Consider the following 23005-nt stretch of genomic DNA (forward strand, 5'->3'; position numbering starts at 1 on the left):
GGATTGCCCGTATATGATCGATTCGCGGCATTTCCCCATACCTTCCTGTCGCGCGACAGGCGCCGCACGCCGTACGCCGCGACCACCCCGAGCAGACAGCCGGCCGGGCCTCCGACCAGGGCGACCCCCAGGGCGGCGGCCCCGGCCATCACGGTCGCCTCCCGGGCCGGTGATCGCCGCGCCCCGGCCGCGCACGGCACCCTTCGCACCCCGGCCCCAACTCCCGCACCCGCGGCGGCACCCGCACCCAGCAACTCCGCCGACCGGCGTCGGCGGCGCCGCACCCGGCCGGCCGCCGGCACCCCGCCGACCAGACACAGCGCGGTGGCCGACAGGGACAGCACGGGCAGCGTTGGCGACGGAAGCGACACGGCAGACTCCGCACACGTTGTCCACATGCTGTGGACAACTTCGCCGTTCATTTCCTCCCGCCCTCCTCCGCCCTCCGGACGACCCGGGAAACCCACGCCAGTCCGGCCCACTCCAGCAACCCGGCACCGGCCAGACAGGCCCAGCCGGCCGGGCCGTGGAGCAGCACGTGCAGCGGCCTCGCCCCCATCGCACCGCCCAGCAGCAGTCCGAAGACCGGCAGCAGGGCCAGGACCAGCGCCGTGGACCGCGGCCCCGCCAACTGGGCGCGCAGTTCCTCCCGCTGGTCGCGCTCCGCCCGCAGCGAACCGGCCACCCGGTCCAGCCCGTCCGCGAGGCCCGCTCCCCCGTCCACCGCCACCTGCCAGCAGGCGGCCATCCCGCCGAGCCCTTCCGCTCCCTCCTGCCGGGCCACCTGACGCAGCGCCCCCGGTACATCCCCTCCGAACCGGGCCGCTGCCAGCACCACCGCTCCCGTGTCACCGAAGCCGGGCATGCCGGTCGCCAGCAGGGCCCGCTCCGGCGTACGGCCCGCCCGCAGCTCACCCGCGACCGCCGAGCACAGGGCGATGACGGCGGCCTGCCTCGCCTCTCCCGCACGGCGCCGCTCCCGTACGCGCAGCCGGCGGCCGAGCAGCGGCACCGCCACCACACCGGCCAGCAGCGGCAGCACCGACTCCCCCAGCAGCGCCAGCAGGGCACCACCCACCGGGCACCACCCCGCGGGGCCCACCCGGGCCCCGAGTCCGCGCACCGTCCGGGCGACGGCCTCCACGGCGCCACCTGCCAAGCCGCCCCACCGGGGCACCGGCTCGGCTCCGTCGGCACACAGCAGCCGGGCCCTCCGGCCCTCCCCGGAGCGGCCCAGCAGCCGGCTCATCGCTCCGGCGCACACCATCGCCGCGCACACCGAACCCGCGTACACCACCTCGGGCTGTGCTCCGGCCTGTGCTCCGACCGCCGTCACAGCGCACCACCGCCCCGCGCGCACAGCCGCTCCAGGCGCGGCCAGCCCCGCTCGCGCACGAAGCCGCCGTCCGGCCCCCGGACGGCGGCGGGCACCGTCACCACCAGGCCGTACCGGTCCTGCTCCAGCACATGGATCTCGGCGATCCGCCTCCGCCCCCTGCGATCCCGCACCAGATGGATCACCACCGACAGCGCCGCCGCGAGCTGGCTGTGCAGCGCCGCCCGGTCGAGTCCCGCCGTGGTGCCCAGTGCCTCCAGCCTGGCCGGTACGTCGGCCGCCGCGTTGGCGTGGACCGTCCCGCAGCCGCCCTCGTGCCCCGTGTTCAGTGCGGCCAGCAGATCCGTCACCTCCGCGCCGCGGACCTCACCGACCACAAGCCGGTCCGGCCGCATGCGCAGCGCCTGCCGCACCAGGTCCCGCAGGGTGACCCGGCCCGCGCCCTCCTGGTTGGCCGGGCGCGTCTCCAGCCGCACCACATGCGGGTGGTCGGGGCGCAGCTCGGCGGAGTCCTCGGCCAGGACGATCCGCTCCCCCGGCCCCACCAGCCCCAGCAGGCTGGACAGCAAGGTCGTCTTCCCCGATCCCGTGCCACCGCTGACCAGGAACGACAGCCTGGCGTCCAGGACCGCCCGCAGCAGCGCGTCTCCGCCCGGAGGCACCGTGCCGGCCGCCACCAGTTCCGGCAGGGCGAAGGCCCGCGGCCGTACCACCCGCAGGGACAGGCATGTGCAGCCGACCGCCACCGGGGGCAGCACCGCGTGCAGCCGGGTGCCGTCCGGGAGCCGGGCGTCCACCCAGGGGCGGGCGTCGTCCAGCCGCCGCCCCGCCGAGGTGGCCAGCCGCTGGGCGAGTCTGCGCACCGCCGCCGCGTCGGGGAAGCGGACGGCGGTACGCTCCACTCCGCCGCCACGGTCCACCCAGACCTCGTCCGGAGCGGTCACCAGGACGTCCGTGACCTCCGGCTCGGCCAGCAGCGGCTCCAGCGGGCCGGCGCCGACCATCTCCGACCGCAGCGCCTCCACCACGCCCAGCACCGCGCTGTCCCCGAGCAGCCGCCCCTGAGCCCGCAGCGCCGCCGCGACCCGGGCGGGAGTGGGTTCCGCACCGGCTTCCGCCAGCCGCAGGCGCACCGCGTCCACCAGCGTCCGCGGGGCGGGCGCCCCGCCGTACGCATCCGCTCGCGCACGCGCGCCCGCTTCCCCGCGCGCGTCCCTCCGCGCGTCCGTACGCGCGCTCACGCGGCCACGCTCCCCCGGCCGCCGGCAGGCCGTGCCCCGCCGCCCTCCGGCAGTGCGCGGGCCCAGAACTCCGTGCAGAACCGGGCCAGCGGACCGCGTGTGTCCGCGCCGGGCGGCCGGCCCGCGTCCACCGCGGCCGACAGCCCTTCCTCGGAGGGCATCTCGCCGGCGAGCCGCATCCCCAGCAGACGGGCGATCTCCTCGCCGTCCAGCCCCCGCCCGAAGGGGCCGCGCACCACCGCCCGCAGGTCCCGCAGCACCAGGTCCACCCGGGAGGCGATCCGCTGCGCCGCCGCGACGGCCCGCAGCTCGGCGGGTACGACCAGCAGGCCGAGGTCGAGTTGCGCCAGCACCTCGGCGACCGTCTCGTCCAGCCGCCGCGGCAGGTCCACCACGACCACTCCACCGCGCCGCCTGGCCGCCCCCAGGACCGCGCGCACCGCCTCCGGCGGGACGGCCGCGCTCTCCCCCCTGTCCCAGCTGAGCAGCCGCAGACCGTGCAGCCTGGGCAGGGACTCCTCCAGCGCCGCACCACCGACCCGGCCGCGCGAGTCGGCGAACGCGGGCCAGCGCAGGCCCTCCGCCCGCTCCCCTCCGAGCAGGACGTCGAGCCCGCCGCCGAGCGGATCGCCGTCGACGAGCATCGTGCGGTGTCCGGTACGTGCGGCCGTGAGGGCCAGCGCGCAGGCCAGGGTGGAGGCCCCGGCCCCGCCGCGGCCGCCCACCACACCGACGGTCAGGGCCTGCCGCCCGACGCCCTCGGCCGCGTCGGCGATCCGGCCGGTGAGCCACGACTCGCCGTCGGGCAGCAGCACCACGTGCTCGGCTCCGACCCCCACACCGCGCCGCCAGATGCCGGGGTCGTCCAGGTCCCGGCCGACGAGCAGCACCCCCGGCCGACGCGCGGGCGCACGCGCCGACCGGGACAGCGCATCGGCCCGGTCGTCACCGACCAGCACCAGCGGGGCGCTCTCCCACCGCCCGGGGGCCGGCGGCGCCCCGTGCGCCACCTCCGCCTCGGCCCCGGCCGCCGCGCACAGGCGCAGCAGATCGTCCAGCAACTTCTCGTCCTCGGTGACGATCAGGATGCTTCCGGTCACGTCCCGTTCCCCTTCCGGATTCTCGCTCTCCAGTTCGCGATGGGTCCGCGAACTCCGCGCTCAATCACCGTGCCGGGGAACGGAAAAACTCGATGATCTTGGTCTAAATACGTGGACAACTCGGCAGTTGTGAATAACTCGCTCACCCAAACGAGCGACTCCGCATGAGCAGACCGACGAATACGGAGAGTGACGGATCACGAGGGGGAAGGGACCGGGCCGCCGGAGACCGGAAGACAGGGGAGGAAGAGGGTCCGACGGCGCAAAAAGCGTCCGGACATGCGACGACCCCCGCCGGGGGGGAGAGCGGGGGTCGTCTCCACGGCCGACTCGGGGGGGGAGGAGCCGGACCGGGGTAGCACGGTCGCGAACGATCCGTGACTTCCATGGTGTACCCGAGAGCCTTCTCAGGCAAACCCACGCGCCCCACCTTACGCCGAATGGTGGGCGCATATGCTCAGCTCGTGGAAAACCACTCGCTGCCGCGCACCGCTGCCTTCTTCGACCTGGACAAGACGGTCATCGCGAAGTCGAGCACGCTCACCTTCGGCAAGTCCTTCTACCAGGGCGGGCTGATCAATCGGCGCGCCGCACTGCGCACCGCGTACACGCAGTTCGTGTTCCTCGCCGGAGGCGCCGACCACGACCAGATGGAACGGATGCGCGCCTATCTGTCCGCGATGTGCCGCGGCTGGAACGTCCAGCAGGTCAGGGAGATCATCGCCGAGACCATCCACGAGCTCATCGACCCGATCATCTACGACGAGGCCGCCTCCCTCATCGAGGAGCACCACCTCGCCGGGCGCGACGTCGTGATCGTGAGCACCTCCGGCGCGGAGGTGGTGGAACCGATCGGCGAACTGATAGGCGCCGACCGTGTCGTGGCGACGCGCATGGTCGTCGAGGACGGCTGCTTCACCGGCGAGATCGAGTACTACGCGTACGGCCCGACCAAGGCGGAGGCCGTGCGCGAACTGGCGGAGTCCGAGGGGTACGACCTCTCGCGCTGCTACGCCTACAGCGACTCGGCCACCGACATCCCCATGCTGGAGGCGGTCGGCCACCCGCACGCCGTCAACCCCGACCGGGCGCTGCGCAGGGAGGCGGTGGCCCGCGACTGGCCGATCCTCACCTTCCAGCGCCCGGTCCGCCTCAAGCAGCGGGTGCCGTCGCTCGCCATGCCGCAGCGCCCGGCGCTGGCCGCCGCGGTGGCGGTGGGAGCGGCGGCGGCGACCGCCGGCCTGGTCTGGTACGCGAGCCGGCGGCGCGCCCGTCTCCACGCGGTGTGAACACCGCCGCCCCCCGAAGGTCCCTATGGCCCCTATGGGGTTCCATGGGGCCTTCAGGGCGTTTGAAGGGGAAAGTAAAGCTCCGCGGGGAGAGGTTCCGCTTCGTCCCCGCGTGGGGTACAAAGGAGTCAACGGCCCGCGAGACCTGGTCGATCTCATCCGGAAGGAGGGTCGGCGCAGACGAAGGCCCACGGACCGAGCATGGAAGCCGGGAACCCACGCGCAGCAGACCCGCGATAGGGCCGGCCGCACCAGGGTCGGGCGAAGTCCCCCCTGATGACGGCGATACCGTGCACGCCTGGTACCCCGGCGGACGTGCCAGCGGCGACACCGACCTCGCGCCGGTGCCGCCGCATCACTGTGCCGTCGCCGCGCACGGGCCGCTCGGGCGCTTCCCCTCGAACCTCCGGCCCCCGCCGGGGTCCTGGTGTCAGGCCGCTCCGCGCTGGAGCGCCTCGCAGACCGCCGTGCTCTCCCGCGCGCCCAGTCCCACCGCCCGGCCGCAGTGGCCGATCCACCCCGCCACTCCCTCCGGAGTGCCGGAGACGTACCCCTTCAGAGCCTCCACGTAGGCGTCGGCGCCCTGCTCGGCGTGGCCGACCTCCGAGGGGCAGACGGACTTCGGGTCCAGACCGCCGCCGATCAGCACGATCCGCTCCGCCGCCCGGGCGACCAGGCCGTTGTACGTACCGAAGGGCCGCAGGGCCATCAGCTCGCCGTGCACCACCGCCGCCACCACCAGCGCGGGCGCGGAGGTGCCCGCGACGACGAGCTGCGCCAGGGCGTCCAGCCGGGCCGAGACCTCGGCGGCGTCCGGCAGCGCCAGTCCGGACGCCAGCGGCTCCTCCACCGGTTCGCCCGCCAGCCGCGGCCGGCCCACCCGCTCACCGTCCGCCTCGCCGCCCGCCGCCACCAGATGGAGCCTGGCCAGCACCCGCAGGGGCGACTGCCGCCACACGTCCAGCAGTTGGCCGGCCTCCGCGGTCGCCCGCAGGGCCGCGCCGACCGTACGCGCCTCGGCGTCCGCGCCGAAGTCGCTGCGGCGGCGCACCTCCTCCAGCGGCCAGTCGGCGCCTCCGAGCGCCGCCGAGGCGCGGGCGCCCCGCAGCACCGCCTCGGCGGTGACCTCGCTGCTGCGCCGCCGCATCACCCGGTGCCCGTACACCCGGTCCACGGCCTTGCGCACCGATTCGACGGAGTCGGCGACACCGGGCAGCGCGCCCAGTGCGGCGAGGGGATCAGCAGTCGTAGACATGCCTAGACCCTACGCACCCCCGACGGCGTGAACGCCCCACGATCGAGTGGTCTTCTTCACGCGATCCCCCTCAGTACCGCGGGCGCCCCACTACGCTTCCGACTATGAAAATCGCTTTCGTAGGAAAGGGCGGCAGCGGCAAGACGACGCTGTCCTCGCTGTTCGTCCGTCATCTCGCCGCCCAGCACCTCCCCGTCGTCGCCGTGGACGCCGACATCAACCAGCACCTGGGCGTCGCGCTGGGCCTGGACGAGGAGGAGGCGGCCGCCCTGCCCGCGATGGGCGCCCGTCTCCCGCTGATCAAGGAGTATCTGCGCGGCACCAACCCCCGGATCGCCTCGGCCGAGACGATGATCAAGACGACTCCGCCCGGCGAGGGGTCCCGGCTGCTGCGGATCACCGAGGACAACCCCGTGTACGACGCCTGCGCCCGCCGCGTCCGGCCCGGCGGCGTTCCCGACGGCGGCGACGTACGGCTGCTGGCGACCGGCCCCTTCACCGAGGCGGACCTGGGCGTGGCCTGCTACCACTCCAAGGTCGGCGCCGTCGAGCTGTATCTGAACCACCTGGTCGACGGGCGCGGGGAGTTCGTGGTCGTCGACATGACGGCGGGCTCCGACTCCTTCGCCTCCGGGATGTTCACACGCTTCGACATGACGTTCCTGGTGGCCGAGCCGACCCGCAAGGGCATGGCGGTCTACCGGCAGTACAAGGAGTACGCCCGGGACTACGACGTCCAGCTGCGCGTGGTGGGCAACAAGGTGCAGGGCCAGGACGACCTGGACTTCCTGCACGCGGAGGCCGGGGACGACCTGCTGGTGACCGTCGGGCACTCCGACTGGGTGCGCGCGATGGAGAAGGGCCGGGTCCGGCCCTTCTCCGAGCTGGAGGACGCGAACCACAAGGCGCTGCGCATGATGCAGGAGACGGCGGACGCGTCGTACGGCCTGCGCGACTGGGAGCGCTACACCCGGCAGATGGTGCACTTCCACCTGAAGAACGCCGAGAGCTGGGGCAACGCGAAGACGGGCGCCGACCTGGCGGCCCAGGTCGATCCCGCCTTCGTGCTCCGCGAGGAGCCGGTCCGGGCCTCCCGGCCCGTCTGAGCCGGCTCCCGTCCCACCTCTCCGGTCCCGGCCGCCGCGTCGTACGGTCGGCCCGTCGTACGGTCGGCGCGCCCGGTGCGCCGGGCGCGCCGACCGTACCGCGTGTGCACGAGGCCGCCGCGGCGGGGACGCCGGGCCGGGAGGCCGGGGTCTACGCTCCGCCGGGCGACCGGGAGGAGGCCGTCGCCGGGGGAGCGGTCAGGAACTTCTTCCAGCCGCCCTCGGGGGCCTGACCCACTCCGAGGGTGCGCAGCCTCTCCAGGATCCGGGGGTCCTGGGCGTCGAGCCAGTCGACGAGTTGCCGGAAGGATACGCAGTGCACGTCGGCCATGGGGCACACCTTCTTGATGACGTCCTCGACGGCCTTCATGTAGACGCCGCCGTTCCAGCCCTCGAAGTGGTTGCCGATGATCAGCGGCGCGCGGTTGCCGTCGTACGCGCGGTCGAAGCCCTCCAGCAGGCCGTCGCGCATCTGGCGCCCCCAGGCCTCGCGCTGCGCCGGATCCCCGTTGACCGTCCCCGACTGGTTGGCCAGGAAGTTGTAGTCCATCGCGAGCGTCTCGAAGGAGCGCCCGGGCATCGGCACCTGCTGGAGCGGCAGGTCCCACAGGCCGCCCTCCTTGTCGGGCCAGACCTGGGTGCCGTTGCCGGAGGAGTCATAGCGGAAGCCCATCTCCTTCGCGGCCGGGAGGAGGTTCGTGCGGCCCTCCAGGCAGGGGGTGCGGCCGCCGACCAGTTCCCGGTCGTAGTCGAAGGGGAGGGGCTCCAGGTCCTTCCAGCCGGTCGTGGTCCTCCAGTTCTTCACGAACCACTTGGCCTGTTCTATCTCGCTCTTCCACTGCTCGGGCGTCCAGCTGCCGACGCCGTTCGGCCCGCAGAAGTGGCCGTTGAAGTGGGTGCCTATCTCGTTCCCCTCGAGCCAGGCGCCGCGGAGCTGCTCCAGCGTGGCCCGTATGTTCTCGTCCTTGAGGTAGCCGATGTCCGAGGCGCCGCGGCCGCGGCCGGGCGGCTCGTAGCGGTGGGCCTCCGCCTCGGGCAGCACGTACACGCCGCTGAGGAAGTACGTCATGTGGGCGTCGTACTTCCTTCCCACCTCGCGGAAGCGCGAGAAGAGCTTCTTGCTGTCCTCCCCCGCGCCGTCCCAGGAGAAGACGACGAACTGCGGAGGCTTGTCACCGGGCTTCAGACGCCCGAAGTCGGGCTGGTTCGGCTGGGGGCCTATGTAGGCGGTGGAGCCGTCGCCTATGAGCTCGACTCCGCCCGCGGGCTTCCCCTTCCGCGCGTCCTTGTTCGCACGGCCCTCTTCCTTCGACACGCTCGGGGACGAGCTCGAACAACCGACCGCCAGTACGACCAGTACGGCCGCTCCCGCGACGCCTCTGGTCAGCCTCCGCGCGACTCCCATGTTCTCCACCTCATCGCTTCCGTTGTCGCTTCTGCCTCTTTCGGCCGATGAGTTCGGCCTGCGACCAACCTCACACGCACTGTGAGAGGCGCAAGCGAGGAGACCGGTTCCTATGACTTATTCACCCCCGGGTGTGAACAGTGAGCCCGACTGCCCGCCCCCCTCCCTTGATCCTTCAAGCGACACGGCGATTCGCTTACCGAAACCTCCAGTAGTCAAGCGCGTGCGGAGCGTGACTCGATCTCGCGGCGGGGACGGATACGTCCGCCTGCGCCGCTCACCGCGCGGAGCGGCCCGGACGGCGCCCGCACACCGCCGACCCGTCTGCCTCCGTGTACGCCTTCCTCATCGCGCCGCCCCTTTCGCCGGGCATCGCCCTGGCCACCGGGGCGCCCCTGCAGGCCGGACCGGTGGCCGCGGCCGTCGGCGGCATCGTCGCCGGGCGGTTCGACGGCGCCCCGCTCCGGGTCAGCGGTCCCGCGGCAGGCCCGACGATCGCCCTCGCCCGGCTCCACATCGTGCCCGGCGGGAGTCCGGGGGCTCCGCCGTCGCCAACGCGCTCGCCCTGCCCGGGCAGCTCGCCGACCCGCGCTCCGGTGGCCGAACCCCGTGAGGCCGACGAACCGGAGGCGCTCTGCCCGGCCGACGTGGTGCAGCGGTTCGACCACCTGCGGGCCCGTCCGTGTGCGGCCCGGCGGCTGTCCGAGGGTTCGCCGGAGCTGCGCGGAATGTACTTCCACGTCGGTGAGGAACAGGCGTGCGTACTGGACGAACCGGGCAACGGGAACGGAGGCGGGGCGCCGGCCTTCACCCCCGTGCACCCCGGCGCGGCGGTCGCCTGAACGGTCCCGCGCACGGCGGGGGAACGGCAGCCGGCAGCGGGGCGAAGATCACGGAAACAAGCCGCTCGACCGCTCGTCGGCCGCTCACCGACAGGCGCCGACCCCTGAGCGCAAGAGGTCTACACCACTTGACGGACAACCCTTGTCAGGGGGCGACAAGGGCTGGTCTGCTATGACGCGGGACACACCAGACACCCTGGGAAAGGGAGATGTCGTGAGCAACGAAAGCCTGGCCAACCTGCTCAAGGAGGAACGGAGGTTCGCGCCGCCCGCCGAGCTGGCAGCGAACGCCAACGTCACCGCGGAGGCGTACGAACGGGCGAAAGCGGACCGGCTGGGCTTCTGGGCCGAGCAGGCCCGCCGACTGAGCTGGGAGACCGAGCCGACCGAGACCCTGGACTGGTCCAACCCGCCCTTCGCCAAGTGGTTCAAGGACGGCCGGCTCAACGTGGCCTACAACTGCGTCGACCGCCATGTCGAGGCGGGTCTGGGCGACCGGGTCGCCATCCACTTCGAGGGCGAGCCGGGCGACACCCGCGCGATCACCTACGCCGATCTGCGGCGCGAGGTCTCCAAGGCCGCCAACGCCCTGATCGAACTGGGCGTGCGGACCGGTGACCGGGTCGCGATCTACATGCCCATGATCCCCGAGACGGTCGTGGCGATGCTGGCCTGCGCCCGCATCGGCGCCCCCCACTCCCTGGTCTTCGGCGGCTTCTCCTCCGACGCCCTGGCCACCCGCATCCAGGACGCCGACGCCCGCGTCGTCATCACCGCCGACGGCGGCTACCGGCGCGGCAAGCCCAGCGCCCTGAAGCCCGCCGTCGACGAGGCCCTGACCCAGCCGGGCACCGAGAAGGTGCGCAACGTCCTGGTCGTCCGCCGCACCGGTGAGGAGACGGCCTGGACCGAGGGCCGGGACGTGTGGTGGCACGAGCTGGTGGACCGCCAGTCCGAGGAGCACGCCCCGCATGCCTTCGAGGCCGAGCACCCGCTGTTCATCCTCTACACCTCCGGCACCACGGGTAAGCCCAAGGGCATCCTCCACACCTCCGGCGGCTACCTCACCCAGGCGGCCTACACCCACCACGCCGTCTTCGACCTCAAGCCGGAGACGGACGTCTACTGGTGCACCGCCGACGTCGGCTGGGTCACCGGCCACTCGTACATCGTCTACGGCCCGCTGGCCAACGGGGCCACCCAGGTGATCTACGAGGGCACCCCCGACACCCCGCACAGGGGCCGCTGGTGGGAGATCGTCGAGAAGTACAAGGTCACGATCCTCTACACCGCTCCGACCGCCATCCGCACCTGCATGAAGTGGGGTGACGACATCCCGGCGAAGTTCGACCTGTCCTCGCTGCGGGTGCTGGGCTCGGTCGGTGAGCCGATCAACCCCGAGGCCTGGGTCTGGTACCGCCACAACATCGGCGGCGACCGCACCCCGGTGGTGGACACCTGGTGGCAGACCGAGACCGGCGCCATCATGATCAGTCCGCTGCCCGGCGTGACCGAGGCCAAGCCCGGCTCGGCGCAGGTGCCGCTGCCCGGCATCTCCGCCACGGTCGTGGACGACGAGGCCAACGAGGTGCCCAACGGCTCCGGCGGCTACCTCGTCCTGACCGAGCCGTGGCCGTCGATGCTCCGGACGATCTGGGGCGACGACCAGCGTTACCTGGACACCTACTGGTCGCGCTTCCAGGACCGCTACTTCGCGGGCGACGGCGCCAAGAAGGACGAGGACGGCGACATCTGGCTGCTGGGCCGGGTGGACGACGTGATGCTGGTCTCCGGCCACAACATCTCCACCACCGAGGTCGAGTCCGCCCTCGTCTCGCACCCGAAGGTGGCCGAGGCGGCGGTCGTCGGCGCCACCGACCCGCAGACCACCCAGGCCATCTGCGCCTTCGTCATCCTGCGCGGCAGCGCCGCCGAGGACGAGGGGCTGGTGGAGGAGCTGCGCGGCCACGTGGCCAAGCACCTCGGCCCGATCGCCAAGCCCAAGCGCATCCTGCCGGTCGACGAGCTGCCCAAGACCCGCTCGGGCAAGATCATGCGCCGGCTGCTGCGCGACGTCGCCGAGAACCGGGACCTGGGGGACGTCACCACCCTCACCGACTCCACGGTGATGACCCTCATCCAGTCCAAGCTGCCGGGCGCCGCCTCCAGCGAGGACTGACCGGCACCGGGCCCGTTCGGCAGGGGCGCCCGGCCACCGCGTGCGCGGCGGCCGGGCGCCCCTGTCCGTTGCGGCCGCGTGCACTCGCAGACGGCTCGCCGACACCGTGTGCGGCGGCGGGCACCGCGGTCCGGCATGATGCAGACCCTGGCGCAGAGCCACCGACCGCCACGACGAGAGGGAGCATGAGATGAGCCCAGCCGACGACGGCCGCAGCATCGGTCAGCTGGTCGCCTCGGCGACGACCGAACTGTCCGCACTGGTCCACGAGGAGATCGCGCTGGCCAAGGCCGAGCTGCGGCAGGACGTCAAGCGCGGCGCGATCGGCAGCGGCGCGGCCATCGCCGCGGGCGTCCTGGTGCTCTTCTCGCTGCCGGTCTTCAGCTTCGCCGCGGCCTACGGCATCCACAACCTGGGAATCGGGCTCGCCTGGTCGTTCACCATCGTGGGGGGCGCGTACCTGCTGGTCGCGCTCGTGCTCCTGCTGCTGGCGAAGGCCAAGCTGTCCAAGGTCAAGCCGCCCAGGCGCTCGATCGCCTCGGCCAAGCAGTCGGCGGCCGTGCTGTCGGGCGTCAAGCCCCACCCCAGGACCGTCCCGGGTGCGCGGACGGAGCCCAGGGCCGTCGGGGCGGAAGCCATGGCCGTCGAGCACGTGACACGCTCTTCCACATGACGGACGGCAGAGACGGCACGGACGGCGCGGGCGGCACGGGCACGGCAGGCGCAGAGGGCACGGCAGAGATGAGCGACACGACGGGTACGACAGGCGTGAACCACTCCGGCACCCCCTCCTCCGTCGTCCGGATGGACGGCCCCTGGACACACCGGGACGTCGCCGCCAACGGTGCGCGCTTCCACATCGCCGAGATGGGCGAGGGCCCGCTGGTGCTGCTGCTGCACGGCTTCCCGCAGTTCTGGTGGGCCTGGCGGCACCAGCTGCCCGCCCTCGCCGACGCGGGCTACCGCGCGGTCGCGATGGACCTGAGAGGCGTGGGCGGCAGCGACCGCACCCCCCGCGGCTACGACCCGGCCAACCTCGCACTCGACGTCACCGGTGTGATCCGCTCCCTGGGCGAGCCGGACGCCGCTCTCGTCGGCCACGACCTGGGCGGTTACCTGGCGTGGACGGCGGCGGTGATGCGCCCGAAGCTGGTCCGGCGCCTGGCCGTGGCCTCGATGCCGCACCCGCGCCGCTGGCGCGCCGCCATGCTGGGCGACCTGCGGCAGACGGCGGCCGGGGCGTACGTGTGGGGCTTCCAGAGCCCCTGGCTCCCCGAGCGGCGGCTGGTGGCGGACGACGGGGCGCTGGTCGGACGCCTGCTGCGGGAGTGGTCCGGGCCCCGGCCTCCGGAGGACGACGCGGTCGAGGTCTACCGGCAGGCGATGTGCGTCCCCTCCGCAGCGCACTGCTCGATCGAGCCGTACCGGTGGATGATCCGCTCCCTGGCGCGCCTGGACGGGTTCCAGTTCAACCGCCGCATGAAGCGGCCGGTGCGTGTCCCCACCCTCCATCTGCACGGTTCGCTCGACCCGGTGATGCGCACCCGCAGCGCGGCGGGCTCGGGCGAGTACGTGGAGGCCCCGTACCGCTGGCGGCTGTTCGACGGGCTGGGCCACTTCCCCCACGAGGAGGACCCGAAGGCGTTCACCGGCGAACTCGTCGACTGGCTGAAGGACCCCGAACCCGACCGCTAGGAACGGCCCCGGGCGCGACCGCGCGCCCGCCCCGGCCGGGGTCGGGGCCCGGGATCCGGGGCCGCCTCCGGAACGGCACGGCCATCACCGGGGGAATCCGGAGGCGTTCACGGGCGGGCCCGTCGACCGGCTGGAACACCCCGGAACCGGCCGATGATAAGAGCACGTGACGCCCGCATAGGCCAATTGACGGACCATTGGGCGATTACCGACCATGGGGCACGGGCAGAGTCCGGAGTATGGGTTGGACGCACGACTACCGTGACGTGTCACGCGACATCCGGGAACAGAGCAGCGCGCAGGGCTCGCCCCCGCGCTCCGCGCGGGACCACCGCGATCTCGGCGATCTCCGCGATCCCCGGCTCGGCATCCCTCACATCCTGCGCCGCCGCGCCCGCTGGGTCGGCGCGCGGCTGCGCCATACGCGCGGCTGACGCCGCGCACACGCACACCGCACACGCACACCGGGCATCCGCCGCACCGCCCGCCTCCCCCCGGCTCCTGCCGCCGTCCGGCCTCCGAAGCCGCGACCGGCGGCGGGACCGGCCCGGAGGCCCGGTCCCGGGTGACCGGGCCTCCGGGGCCACGGGGGAGCGGGGCCGGACGCGAACCGGGTCCGGGGCGCCGGCCCGGGCGGAAACCGGTCCTCACATCGCGCATCCCTGGCTGTCCACCGGCCCCCGGGACGCCCGCCCCTGCAGGACGTCCTGGCGGATCTCGTCGTTGGTGAGCGCGTAGCCGGTGTTCTCGTCCTCCAGGGACTTGGCGAAGATGACGCCGTAGACCCTGCCGTCGGGCGTCAGCAGCGGGCCGCCGGAGTTGCCCTGCCGGACCACGGCGTGCAGGGAGTAGACGTCGCGGCGCACCGTGCCCCGGTGGTAGATGTCGGGGCCGGTGGCCTGAATACGGCCGCGTACCCGCGCGGAGCGGACGTCGAACCCGCCGTTCTCCGGAAAGCCCGCGACGATCGCGTCGTCGCCGGTCTCCGCGTCGTCCTCCACGAACCGCAGCGCCGGAGCCCGCAGTGACGGCACGTCGAGTACCGCGATGTCGCGCTCCCAGTCGTAGAGGACGACCGTGGCGTCGTGGAGCCGGCCCTCGCCGCCGACCTGCACGGTCGGCTCGTCGACGCCGCCGACCACGTGCGCGTTGGTCATCACCCGGCCGCGGTCGAAGACGAAACCGGTGCCCTCCAGCACCTTGCCGCAGCTCTGTGCGGTGCCCAGCACCTTGACGATGGACCGCTTGGCGCGGGCCACGGCCGGGCTGCCGGCCAGGGCCGGGTCCGGAGGCTCCACCGAGGTGATCGGCTCGTTGGCGAACGGCGAGAAGACCTGTGGGAAGCCGTTCTGGGCCAGCACCGAGGTGAAGTCGGTGAACCAGGTGTCGGCGCTGTCCGGCAGCGCCCGGGAGACCCCGTGCAGCACCGCGGAGCCGCGCACCTCCCGGGCGACGACGGGCACGGCCGTGGAGGCCAGCAGCGAGCCGATCAGCCAGGCGACCAGCAGCATGGCCACGACGTTCACCAGGGCGCCGCCGGACGCGTCCAGGGCCCGGGCGGGCGACCAGGTGATGTGCCGGCGCAGCCGGTTGCCCAGATGGGTGGTGAACGCCTGGCCGACCGAAGCGCACACGATCACCACCGCAACCGCCGCGATCGCGCCCGCCGTCCCCGGCGACGCGCCGTCGGTGAACTCGTTCCAGACGAGCGGCAGCAGGTAGACCGCGGCGAGCCCGCCCCCGAGGAAACCGGCGACCGACAGCACGCCGACCACGAAACCCTGTCGGTAGCCCACGACCGCGAACCAGACCGCGGAGAGCAGCAGCAGTACGTCCAGCACGTTCACGTCGCCCACCGTCTCATGCACGCCAGTCGAGGGGGACGCTGCGGTCGGTGTCCCACGGCCGCTCCCAGCCGGCGAAGTGCAGGATCCGGTCGATGATCCCGGCCGTGAACCCCCACACCAGCGCGTCGTTGACGAGGAAGCACGGACCGCGGTAGCCGCTGGGATGTCTGGCCGTGGCACGGTTCGCCGGATCGGCGAGGTCGGCCACGGGCACGGTGAAGACCCGGGCCGTCTCCGCCGGGTCCACCGGCGCCACCGGGCTCGGCTCCCGCCACCACCCCAGTACGGGCGTGACGACGAATCCGCTCACCGGGATGTAGACGCGCGGCAGCCGCCCGAAGACCTGTACCCCGGACGGGTCGAGCCCGGTCTCCTCCTCGGCCTCCCGCAGCGCGGCGCGCAGCGGCCCGTCGCCCTCGGGGTCGCCGTCCTCCGGATCGAGGGCGCCGCCGGGGAAGGACGGCTGCCCGGCGTGCGAGCGGAGACTGGAGGACCGCTCCATCAGCAGCAGTTCCGGCCCGGTGCCCGCGCCGCTTCCCCCGTTCCCGCCGTCTCCGCCGCCCTCGCCGAAGAGCACCAGGACCGCGGACTGCCGTCCGCCCCCGTCCCTGGGCGGCAGGAAGCGGCTGAGCTGCCGCGCCCGCACCGTCGACGCCACGTCGGCCACCGGGCGCAGCCAGTCCGGCAGCCCCCGGTCGGTGACGGCGACCGGACCGGCGGCCGGGCCGGCGATGGGGGCCCGGTGCTTCTCCTGTGCTTCCCTCATCCGCGCTCCGCTCAGGCGCCCGGCGAAGGCGCGGGCTGCCCGGGATAGTCCGCGGGGGGCTTGAGCCGCTGGCCGGGCATGCCCCCCATCTCGTACTTCAGCAGCTTCTTCGCCTTCTCCGGGTCCGTCTCGCCCTCGCCGTACGAGGGGCACAGATGCGTGATCGGGCAGGCGCCGCACGCGGGCTTGCGGGAGTGGCAGATGCGGCGGCCGTGGAAGACGACCCGGTGCGAGAACATCGTCCACTCGCTCTTGGGGATGATCCCGGCGATCTCGGCCTCGACCTTCTCCGGGTCGGTCTGCTCCGTCAGCCGCCAGCGGCGCACCAGCCGCCCGAAGTGGGTGTCCACCGTCAGACCCGGCCTGCCGAAGGCGTTCCCCAGCACCACGTGTGCCGTCTTACGGCCGACGCCGGGCAGGGAGACCATGTCCTCGAGATTGTCCGGTACCTCGCCGCCGAAACGGTCGCGCAGGGCGGTGGAGAGCCCCAGCAGCGACTTGGCCTTGTTGCGGAAGAAACCGGTGGGCCGGATCAGCTCCTCCAGCCGCTCGGGGTCGGCCGCGGCCATCTCCTCCGGGGTGGGGTAGGCGGCGAAGAGGGCGGGGGTGGTCTGGTTGACCCGCAGGTCGGTGGTCTGGGCGGAGAGGACGGTGGCGACCAGCAGCTGGAAGGGGTTCTCGAAGTCCAGCTCGGGATGCGCGTAGTAGTACACCTCGGCCAGCTCGCGGTTGATGCGCCGGGCGCGGCGGACCATGGCGAGCCGCGTCTCCGGCTTGCCCCCTGCGCTCCTCTTTCCTCCCCCGGCCGCTCTCGGCGGCTTCGTCTCCGTTACCCGTTCGGCGGACTCTCGTTCGCCCACGGCGGAATCCTGGGATGAGCCACGGGACACCGTCACCCGTACGCCCCCTTTCCGTCCGGCCTCACCGGCGTGTTGGACACCCGGCCAGCGTACGGGGGCGCGCCGACATCCGCCCCGCTCACCGCCGATTCGGGGCCCAATCGGACCCCTGGCGCACGCACCGCACGCCGGGTGCGTCAAACTTGTGACTGATCGCACTGTTTCACCGTCCGGCATCATGGGGGCGACAGACCCGTGGGCACGTGGACAAGGAGAGAACTCGTGGACGACGTTCTGCGGCGCGCCCCGCTCTTCGCGGCGCTTGACGACGAGCAGGCTGCCGAGCTGCGTGCCTCCATGACGGAGACGACGCTCGCACGGGGTGAGGCCCTGTTCCACGAGGGCGACCCGGGGGACCGGCTCTACGTCGTGATCGAGGGCAAGGTCAAGCTCCACCGCACCTCCCCGGACGGCCGGGAGAACATGCTGGCCGTGCTCGGCCCCGGTGAGCTGATCGGCGAGCTGTCCCTGTTCGACCCGGGCCCCCGTACGGCCACGGCCACGGCGCTGACCGAGGTCAAGCTCTTCGGTCTGGGGCACGGCGACCTCCAGCCCTGGCTGAACGCCCGCCCCGAGGTCGCCACCGCGCTGCTGCGCGCCGTCGCCCGGCGGCTGCGCCGCACCAACGACTCGATGTCCGACCTGGTCTTCTCCGACGTCCCCGGCCGCGTCGCCAAGGCGCTGCTGGACCTGTCGCGCCGCTTCGGCGTGCAGTCCGAGGAGGGCATCCACGTGGTGCACGACCTCACCCAGGAGGAGCTGGCCCAGCTCGTCGGCGCGTCCCGCGAGACCGTCAACAAGGCGCTGGCCGACTTCGCCAGCCGCGGCTGGCTGCGGCTGGAGGCCCGTGCGGTCATCCTGCTGGACGTGGAGCGGCTGGCGAAGCGCTCGCGCTGAGCCCCCGGGACCCACGAGGGTCCCTGCCGACGCCGGCGCGGCCGCCCGGACGGGCCCCGTCCAGCGGGGGCACGTCCGGAGCGCGGCCCGCGGGCACGACCCGTCACACCAGGCCGTGCTCCTCCAGGTACTCCAGCTGCGCCCGCACCGACAGCTCGGCGGCGGGCCACAGCGAGCGGTCCACGTCCGCGTAGACGTGCGCCACGACCTCCCCCGGCGTCCGGTGGCCCGCCTCCACCGCCGTCTCCACCTGCGCCAGACGGCTCGCCCGGTGCGCCAGGTAGTACTCGACGGCCCCCTGCGCGTCGTCCAGCACCGGCCCGTGTCCGGGCAGCACCGTGCGCACACCGTCGTCCACGGTCAGCGAGCGCAGCCGCCGCAGCGAGTCCAGGTACTCGCCCAGCCGCCCGTCGGGGTGGGCCACCATCGTCGTGCCGCGCCCCAGGACCGTGTCGCCGGTCAGCACCGCGCCGTCGGCGGGCAGATGGAAGCTGAGCGAGTCCGAGGTGTGCCCCGGCGTGGGCACCACCCGCAGCTCCAGGCCGCCCGTGGTCACCACGTCCCCGGCCGCCAGGCCCTCCTCCCCCAGCCGCAGCGCCGGGTCGAGCGCGCGTACGGCCGTCCCCGTCAGCTCGGCGAAGCGGGCGGCGCCCTCGGCGTGGTCCCAGTGGCCGTGGGTGAGCAGCGTCAGCCCCACCCGCCGGCCCGACCGCTCGACGGTGTCGATCACCTGGCGCAGATGCCCCTCGTCCAGCGGGCCGGGGTCCACGACGACCGCCAGCGGCGAGTCCGGCTCGGCGACGATCCAGGTGTTGGTGCCGTCCAGCGTCATCGGCGAGGGGTTCGGCGCGAGCACGCACACCGCACGGGCGGTGCCCGTGCCGTCGATGGGGCCGCCGCGCGGCTGCCCGGGCAGGGCGGACGCGTCGGTCACGGCGCACCCCCCGCCGTCCGCCGGGCCGTGGGCACGTGCTTGGTGAACTCCTCGTGCCCCGGCCAGCTCAGCACCACCCGCCGGCCGCCGGCCCCGTCGTCCTCCAGGCTCGCCCGGGCCAGTACGGGCGTCAGGTCCCGCTGCCCGGACGCGGCCAGCGCCGCGGCGGCGTCGGCGTACGGCGCGAGCTGCCGCAGGGTGGCGATCGTCGGGGGCATCATCGTCAGCTCGCCCCGGTCGTAGGCGGCGGCCGCGTCCGCCGGGCGGATCCACACCGTGCGGTCGGCCTCGCCGGAGACGTCGCGGGTGCGCTGCCCCTCGGGCAGGGCGGCGACGAAGAACCAGGTGTCGTAGCGCCGCGCCTCGAACTCCGGGGTGATCCAGCGCGCCCAGGCGCCCAGCAGATCGCTGCGGAGGACCAGTCCCCGGCGGGTGAGGAAGTCGGCGAAGGACAGCTCGCGGGCCACCAGGGCCGCCCGGTCCGCCTCCCAGTCGTCGCCGGTGGTGTCGGCGACGACGGTGTCCGGGTCGGGGCCGGCCAGCAGGACGCCCGCCTCCTCGAAGGTCTCGCGCACGGCGGCGCACACGACGGCCTGCGCGACCGCCTCCTCCACCCCGAGCCGCCGTGCCCACTCCCCGCGCGCCGGGCCGGCCCAGGCGACCGTGCCCTCGTCGCGGGGGTCCACGCCGCCGCCGGGGTAGGCGTACGCCCCCGCGGCGAAGGCCATGGAGGCGCGCCGGCGCAGCATGTGGACGGCCGGGCCGCCCTCGGCGTCCCGCAGCAGCATCACGGTCGCCGCCCGGCGCGGGGGCACGGGCGTGAGCCGCCCCTCGGCCAGGGCGCGGATGCGCTCGGGCCACTCGGGCGGATACCACTGCCCGTCGCGCGGGGGCGTGTGGGACGTGGGCTGCGGCGGCGTTGACGGCATGGCCGGATCGTACGGCCGCGGGCCGCGATGTTCGAGTGCGGGCCTCGAACACCGCGGCCCGCACCGGCCCGTCCGGTGCCCGTCCGGCAGTCCGGCGGCGGCTCAGTCCGCCAGTTCGACCTGGATCTCGACCTCGACCGGTGCGTCGATCGGCAGCACCGCGACACCCACCGCGCTGCGCGCGTGCACGCCCCTGTCGCCCAGCACCTCGCCCAGCAGCTCGCTGGCGCCGTTGACCACGCCGGGCTGGCCGGTGAAGTCCGGAGCGGAGGCGACGAAGCCGACCACCTTGACCACCCGGGCGATCCGGTCCAGATCGCCGGCGACCGACTTCACGGCCGCCAGGGCGTTCAGCGCGCAGACCCGGGCCAGCTCCCTGGCCTCCTCCGGCGTCACCTCGGCGCCGACCTTGCCGGTCACCGGCAGCCTGCCGTCGACCATCGGCAGCTGTCCGGCGGTGTACACGTAGGAACCGGAGAGCACCGCCGGGACGTACGACGCCAGCGGCGCCGCCACCTCCGGCAGGGTCAGACCCAGCTCCGCGAGCCTGGACTCGACGGAGCCGCGCGCCTCGCTCACTGCTTCTCCCGCTTCAGGTACGCCACGAGCTGCTCCGGGTTGTTCGGGCCGGGCACCACCTGGACCAGTTCCCAGCCGTCCTCGCCCCAGGTGTCCAGGATCTGCTTGGTCGCGTGCACGAGCAGCGGCACGGTCGCGTATTCCCACTTCGTCATGGGGCCGACCTTAGCCCCTCCCCGGCGCCCTTCCGCGCGCCCTCCCCCCTCCGGTTCCCCGCCGCCCCGGCCCGCCCCCCGCGCACCGGGGCGCACCTCCATGGCCCATCCGCAGGCGTACTCCCCTCGTCCGGTGGTTAGGCTCCGAAGGGTGAGCAGGCTGCATGTGGTGACCGGCAAGGGCGGGACCGGAAAGACGACGGTCGCCGCCGCACTGGCGCTCGCCCTCGCCGAGGAGGGCAAACGCACGCTTCTGGTCGAGGTGGAGGGGCGGCAGGGCATCGCCCAGCTCTTCGAGACCGAGGCGCTGCCGTACGAGGAGCGGAAGATCGCCGTGGGACCGGGCGGCGGCGAGGTGTACGCGCTGGCCGTCGACGTGGAGAAGGCGCTGCTGGACTACCTGCAGATGTTCTACAAGCTCGGCGGCGCGGGACGGGCCCTGAAGAGGATCGGCGCGATCGACTTCGCCACCACCATCGCGCCCGGTGTGCGCGACGTCCTGCTGACCGGCAAGGTCTGCGAGGCGGTGCGCCGCCGCACCCGCGCCGGCGGCTTCGTCTACGACGCGGTGGTCATGGACGCGCCGCCCACCGGCCGGATAACCCGCTTCCTCGGCGTCAACGACCAGGTGGCCGGGCTGGCCCGGGTCGGCCCGATCCACAACCAGGCCCAGGCCGTGATGCGGGTGCTCAAGTCGTCCGAGACCGCCGTGCACCTGGTGACCCTGCTGGAGGAGATGCCCGTCCAGGAGACCGTGGACGGCGTCGCCGAGCTGCGCGCCGCCGGGCTGCCGACCGGCTGCGTGTTCGTCAACATGACGCGGCCGGCGGTACTGGACCGGACGGCGGTGCGGGCCGCGGAGGAGTCCCGCACCGAGATCGCCAAGGCGCTGTCCCGGGCGGGCCTGGGCGGCGCGCGGCGCGGCGGCAGGGCCGATCAGCTGGTCGGCCCGCTGCTGCGCCAGGCCCACGAGCACGCCGAACGGCTGGCACTGGAGGGCGAGTTGCGCTCGGAGATAGCCGGGCTGGAACTGCCCGCGTACGAACTGGAACTGCTGGCCGAGGGCGCCGACCTGCCCGGCGTCTACCTGCTCGCCGGCGAACTGCGCGAACAGGGGGTGGCGAGGTGACGGCACGGGCGGCCGAAGCCGGCACGGCACAGGCGCGCGGCCTGGGCACGCTCCCGGTGCTGGACGTCGACGCGCTGATCGACGATCCCGGCACCCGGATCGTGGTCTGCTGCGGCGCGGGCGGCGTGGGCAAGACGACGACGGCCGCGGCCCTGGGCGTACGCGCGGCCGAGCGCGGCCGGAAGGTCGTCGTCCTCACCATCGACCCGGCCCGCCGGCTGGCCCAGTCGATGGGCCTGACCGAACTGGACAACACTCCGCGCCGGGTGAAGGGCGTCGACGGCGCGTCGGGCGGCGAACTGCACGCGATGATGCTCGACATGAAGCGGACCTTCGACGAGATCGTCGAGGTCCACGCCGACCCCGAGCGGGCCCGCGCGATCCTGGAGAACCCCTTCTACCAGTCGCTGTCGGCCGGTTTCGCGGGGACGCAGGAGTACATGGCCATGGAGAAGCTCGGCCAGCTCCGCGCGGACGACGAGTGGGACCTGATCGTCGTGGACACCCCGCCGAGCCGTTCCGCGCTGGACTTCCTGGACGCGCCCAAGCGCCTGGGGTCGTTCCTGGACGGGCGGTTCATCAGGCTGCTGACGGCCCCGGCGAAGGTCGGCGGCCGGGCGGGTCTGAAGTTCGTGAACCTGGGCGTGTCCGGGCTGTCGGTGTTCACCGGGCTGCTCAACAAGCTGCTGGGTACGGGGCTGCTGCGCGACATGCAGACGTTCGTGGCGGCGATGGACACGATGTTCGGCGGCTTCCGCACCCGCGCCGACGCCACGTACCGGCTGCTCCAGGCACCGGGCACGGCGTTCCTGGTGGTGGCGGCCCCGGAGCGCGACGCGCTGCGCGAGGCGGCGTACTTCGTGGAGCGGCTGGCCGCGGACCGGATGCCGCTGGCGGGGCTCGTGCTGAACCGGATGCACGGCAGCGAGGCCGCCCACCTCAGCGCGGAGCGGGCGCTGGCCGCCGCGGAGAACCTCGAGGAGGACGGCATTGTCGATCATCCCACCGGGAAGGGTGGTGATGGGCGGCCCGCCCCGCGGTCCGCTTCCGGCTCCGGCTCACATTCCGGTGACGGCTCCGGCACTGACGCCGGTGCCGACTCCGAAGGCTTCCCCGAGGAGGACTCCCCCTCCTCCCCCACGGCGGCCGAGCGGCTGGCCGCGGGCATGCTGAGGCTGCACGCGGAGCGGATGCACGTGCTGGCGCGCGAGCGGCGTACGCGCGACCGCTTCGCCGCGCTGCACCCGGAGGTGCCGGTGGCCGAGGTCGCCGCGCTGCCGGGCGATGTGCACGATCTGGACGGACTGCGGGCGATCGGCGGGCGGCTCGCGGAGCAGCCCGGCGTCGAGCCCGCCTAGCCGTACCGCCGGCCGTGCCGGTGTCCCCGGGCCGGGGACCGGGCTCGGGGCCCGAGTTCTCAGC

At 73.6% G+C, this 23005-nt stretch carries 22 protein-coding genes and 1 pseudogene; 11 read left to right on the top strand and 12 right to left on the bottom strand.

Annotated elements, in window-relative coordinates:
- Positions 1-418 precede the first annotated feature (418 nt).
- From QPK52_RS11745 to ssd, 3 genes are all read right to left on the bottom strand, one after another.
- Positions 419-1336, bottom strand: a complete 918-nt coding sequence (locus tag QPK52_RS11745; protein ID WP_410537407.1) for a type II secretion system F family protein — start codon at positions 1334-1336, stop codon at positions 419-421.
- A complete protein-coding gene (locus QPK52_RS11750) occupies positions 1333-2481 on the bottom strand; it encodes a TadA family conjugal transfer-associated ATPase (RefSeq protein WP_410540302.1) in 1149 nt (382 codons plus the stop codon). Before QPK52_RS11750 ends, QPK52_RS11745 begins: the two co-directional genes overlap by 4 nt.
- Before the next feature lie 92 nt (positions 2482-2573).
- Positions 2574-3677, bottom strand: a complete 1104-nt coding sequence (gene ssd, locus QPK52_RS11755; protein WP_410537409.1) for a septum site-determining protein Ssd — start codon at positions 3675-3677, stop codon at positions 2574-2576.
- A 440-nt stretch (positions 3678-4117) separates the two neighbouring features.
- Between ssd and QPK52_RS11760 the strand changes: the two genes are divergently transcribed.
- Entirely contained in the window at positions 4118-4966 is an 849-nt protein-coding gene (locus QPK52_RS11760) for an HAD family hydrolase (RefSeq protein WP_410537411.1), read from the top strand.
- Positions 4967-5396: 430 nt separating this feature from the next.
- Here the strand turns inward: QPK52_RS11760 and QPK52_RS11765 are convergent, their stop codons facing one another.
- A complete protein-coding gene (locus QPK52_RS11765; protein WP_410537413.1) occupies positions 5397-6221 on the bottom strand; it encodes an oxidoreductase in 825 nt (274 codons plus the stop codon).
- Positions 6222-6325: 104 nt separating this feature from the next.
- Here QPK52_RS11765 and QPK52_RS11770 point away from each other — a divergent pair, with 104 nt between their 5' ends.
- Positions 6326-7327: an ATP-binding protein gene (locus tag QPK52_RS11770; protein WP_410537414.1), complete on the top strand. Its 1002-nt coding sequence runs from the start codon at positions 6326-6328 to the stop codon at positions 7325-7327.
- Positions 7328-7478: 151 nt separating this feature from the next.
- On the opposite strand, the gene QPK52_RS11775 is transcribed toward QPK52_RS11770, so the two are convergent.
- A complete protein-coding gene (locus QPK52_RS11775) occupies positions 7479-8732 on the bottom strand; it encodes a hypothetical protein (protein ID WP_410537415.1) in 1254 nt (417 codons plus the stop codon).
- 332 nt (positions 8733-9064) lie between these two features.
- On the opposite strand from QPK52_RS11775, the pseudogene QPK52_RS11780 reads away from it, so the two are divergent.
- The 6 genes and pseudogenes from QPK52_RS11780 to QPK52_RS11805 form a co-directional block, all read left to right on the top strand.
- Positions 9065-9330: pseudogene (locus QPK52_RS11780) on the top strand (transporter); the annotation flags it as partial.
- A complete protein-coding gene (locus QPK52_RS11785; RefSeq protein ID WP_410537416.1) occupies positions 9329-9574 on the top strand; it encodes a hypothetical protein in 246 nt (81 codons plus the stop codon). The pseudogene QPK52_RS11780 and the gene QPK52_RS11785, both read left to right, overlap by 2 nt.
- Positions 9575-9788: 214 nt before the next feature.
- On the top strand, positions 9789-11753 hold the full coding sequence (gene acs, locus QPK52_RS11790; RefSeq protein ID WP_410537417.1) for an acetate--CoA ligase: 1965 nt from the start codon (positions 9789-9791) through the stop codon (positions 11751-11753).
- A gap of 190 nt (positions 11754-11943) precedes the next feature.
- A complete protein-coding gene (locus QPK52_RS11795; RefSeq protein ID WP_410537418.1) occupies positions 11944-12426 on the top strand; it encodes a phage holin family protein in 483 nt (160 codons plus the stop codon).
- 68 nt (positions 12427-12494) lie between these two features.
- Positions 12495-13448, top strand: a complete 954-nt coding sequence (locus QPK52_RS11800; protein ID WP_410540304.1) for an alpha/beta fold hydrolase — start codon at positions 12495-12497, stop codon at positions 13446-13448.
- Between the two features lie 239 nt (positions 13449-13687).
- Positions 13688-13882, top strand: a complete 195-nt coding sequence (locus tag QPK52_RS11805; RefSeq protein WP_410537419.1) for a hypothetical protein — start codon at positions 13688-13690, stop codon at positions 13880-13882.
- A gap of 213 nt (positions 13883-14095) precedes the next feature.
- Here QPK52_RS11805 and QPK52_RS11810 read toward each other — a convergent pair whose 3' ends face one another.
- Genes QPK52_RS11810 through nth form a run of 3 tightly spaced genes read right to left on the bottom strand, consistent with a single transcriptional unit; the run spans position 14096 to position 16921 of the window.
- The gene (locus tag QPK52_RS11810; RefSeq protein WP_410540305.1) at positions 14096-15295 is read right to left on the bottom strand and encodes a MarP family serine protease; all 1200 of its coding nucleotides are present in this window, start codon (positions 15293-15295) and stop codon (positions 14096-14098) included.
- 13 nt (positions 15296-15308) lie between these two features.
- Entirely contained in the window at positions 15309-16061 is a 753-nt protein-coding gene (locus tag QPK52_RS11815; RefSeq protein ID WP_410537421.1) for an NUDIX hydrolase, read from the bottom strand.
- A gap of 11 nt (positions 16062-16072) precedes the next feature.
- The gene (nth, locus tag QPK52_RS11820; RefSeq protein WP_410537422.1) at positions 16073-16921 is read right to left on the bottom strand and encodes an endonuclease III; all 849 of its coding nucleotides are present in this window, start codon (positions 16919-16921) and stop codon (positions 16073-16075) included.
- Between the two features lie 261 nt (positions 16922-17182).
- On the opposite strand from nth, the gene QPK52_RS11825 reads away from it, so the two are divergent.
- The gene (locus QPK52_RS11825; RefSeq protein WP_093657459.1) at positions 17183-17857 is read left to right on the top strand and encodes a Crp/Fnr family transcriptional regulator; all 675 of its coding nucleotides are present in this window, start codon (positions 17183-17185) and stop codon (positions 17855-17857) included.
- 103 nt (positions 17858-17960) lie between these two features.
- Here QPK52_RS11825 and QPK52_RS11830 read toward each other — a convergent pair whose 3' ends face one another.
- The 4 genes from QPK52_RS11830 to QPK52_RS11845 all read right to left on the bottom strand — a co-directional run bounded on the left by QPK52_RS11830 (position 17961) and on the right by QPK52_RS11845 (position 20454).
- Complete coding sequence (locus QPK52_RS11830; protein ID WP_410537423.1) at positions 17961-18791, bottom strand: MBL fold metallo-hydrolase; 831 nt, start codon at positions 18789-18791, stop codon at positions 17961-17963.
- Positions 18788-19720, bottom strand: a complete 933-nt coding sequence (locus QPK52_RS11835; RefSeq protein ID WP_410537424.1) for an NUDIX hydrolase — start codon at positions 19718-19720, stop codon at positions 18788-18790. Before QPK52_RS11835 ends, QPK52_RS11830 begins: the two co-directional genes overlap by 4 nt.
- A gap of 102 nt (positions 19721-19822) precedes the next feature.
- The gene (locus QPK52_RS11840; RefSeq protein WP_410537425.1) at positions 19823-20299 is read right to left on the bottom strand and encodes a RidA family protein; all 477 of its coding nucleotides are present in this window, start codon (positions 20297-20299) and stop codon (positions 19823-19825) included.
- Positions 20296-20454 carry a DUF4177 domain-containing protein gene (locus QPK52_RS11845; RefSeq protein WP_003991873.1) on the bottom strand — a complete coding sequence of 53 codons (159 nt, stop codon included), beginning with the start codon at positions 20452-20454 and terminating at the stop codon, positions 20296-20298. Before QPK52_RS11845 ends, QPK52_RS11840 begins: the two co-directional genes overlap by 4 nt.
- Positions 20455-20605: 151 nt before the next feature.
- On the opposite strand from QPK52_RS11845, the gene QPK52_RS11850 reads away from it, so the two are divergent.
- Complete coding sequence (locus QPK52_RS11850) at positions 20606-21583, top strand: ArsA-related P-loop ATPase (protein ID WP_410537426.1); 978 nt, start codon at positions 20606-20608, stop codon at positions 21581-21583.
- The gene (locus tag QPK52_RS11855; RefSeq protein WP_410537427.1) at positions 21580-22941 is read left to right on the top strand and encodes an ArsA family ATPase; all 1362 of its coding nucleotides are present in this window, start codon (positions 21580-21582) and stop codon (positions 22939-22941) included. Before QPK52_RS11850 ends, QPK52_RS11855 begins: the two co-directional genes overlap by 4 nt.
- Positions 22942-23005 lie beyond the last annotated feature (64 nt).

The organism is Streptomyces sp. KL2, assembly GCF_046529545.1.
Taxonomy (GTDB): domain Bacteria; phylum Actinomycetota; class Actinomycetes; order Streptomycetales; family Streptomycetaceae; genus Streptomyces; species Streptomyces radiopugnans.

Bases quoted from the DNA above. Each gene is read 5' to 3' on its own strand.
- QPK52_RS11760 (WP_410537411.1), top strand. From the start codon at position 4,118: ATGGTGGGCGCATATGCTCAGCTCGTGGAAAACCACTCGCTGCCGCGC.
- QPK52_RS11765 (WP_410537413.1), bottom strand. From the start codon at position 6,221: ATGTCTACGACTGCTGATCCCCTCGCCGCACTGGGCGCGCTGCCCGGT.
- QPK52_RS11770 (WP_410537414.1), top strand. From the start codon at position 6,326: ATGAAAATCGCTTTCGTAGGAAAGGGCGGCAGCGGCAAGACGACGCTG.
- QPK52_RS11775 (WP_410537415.1), bottom strand. From the start codon at position 8,732: ATGGGAGTCGCGCGGAGGCTGACCAGAGGCGTCGCGGGAGCGGCCGTA.
- QPK52_RS11795 (WP_410537418.1), top strand. From the start codon at position 11,944: ATGAGCCCAGCCGACGACGGCCGCAGCATCGGTCAGCTGGTCGCCTCG.
- QPK52_RS11800 (WP_410540304.1), top strand. From the start codon at position 12,495: ATGAGCGACACGACGGGTACGACAGGCGTGAACCACTCCGGCACCCCC.
- QPK52_RS11805 (WP_410537419.1), top strand. From the start codon at position 13,688: ATGGGTTGGACGCACGACTACCGTGACGTGTCACGCGACATCCGGGAA.
- QPK52_RS11815 (WP_410537421.1), bottom strand. From the start codon at position 16,061: ATGAGGGAAGCACAGGAGAAGCACCGGGCCCCCATCGCCGGCCCGGCC.
- QPK52_RS11835 (WP_410537424.1), bottom strand. From the start codon at position 19,720: ATGCCGTCAACGCCGCCGCAGCCCACGTCCCACACGCCCCCGCGCGAC.
- QPK52_RS11845 (WP_003991873.1), bottom strand. From the start codon at position 20,454: ATGACGAAGTGGGAATACGCGACCGTGCCGCTGCTCGTGCACGCGACC.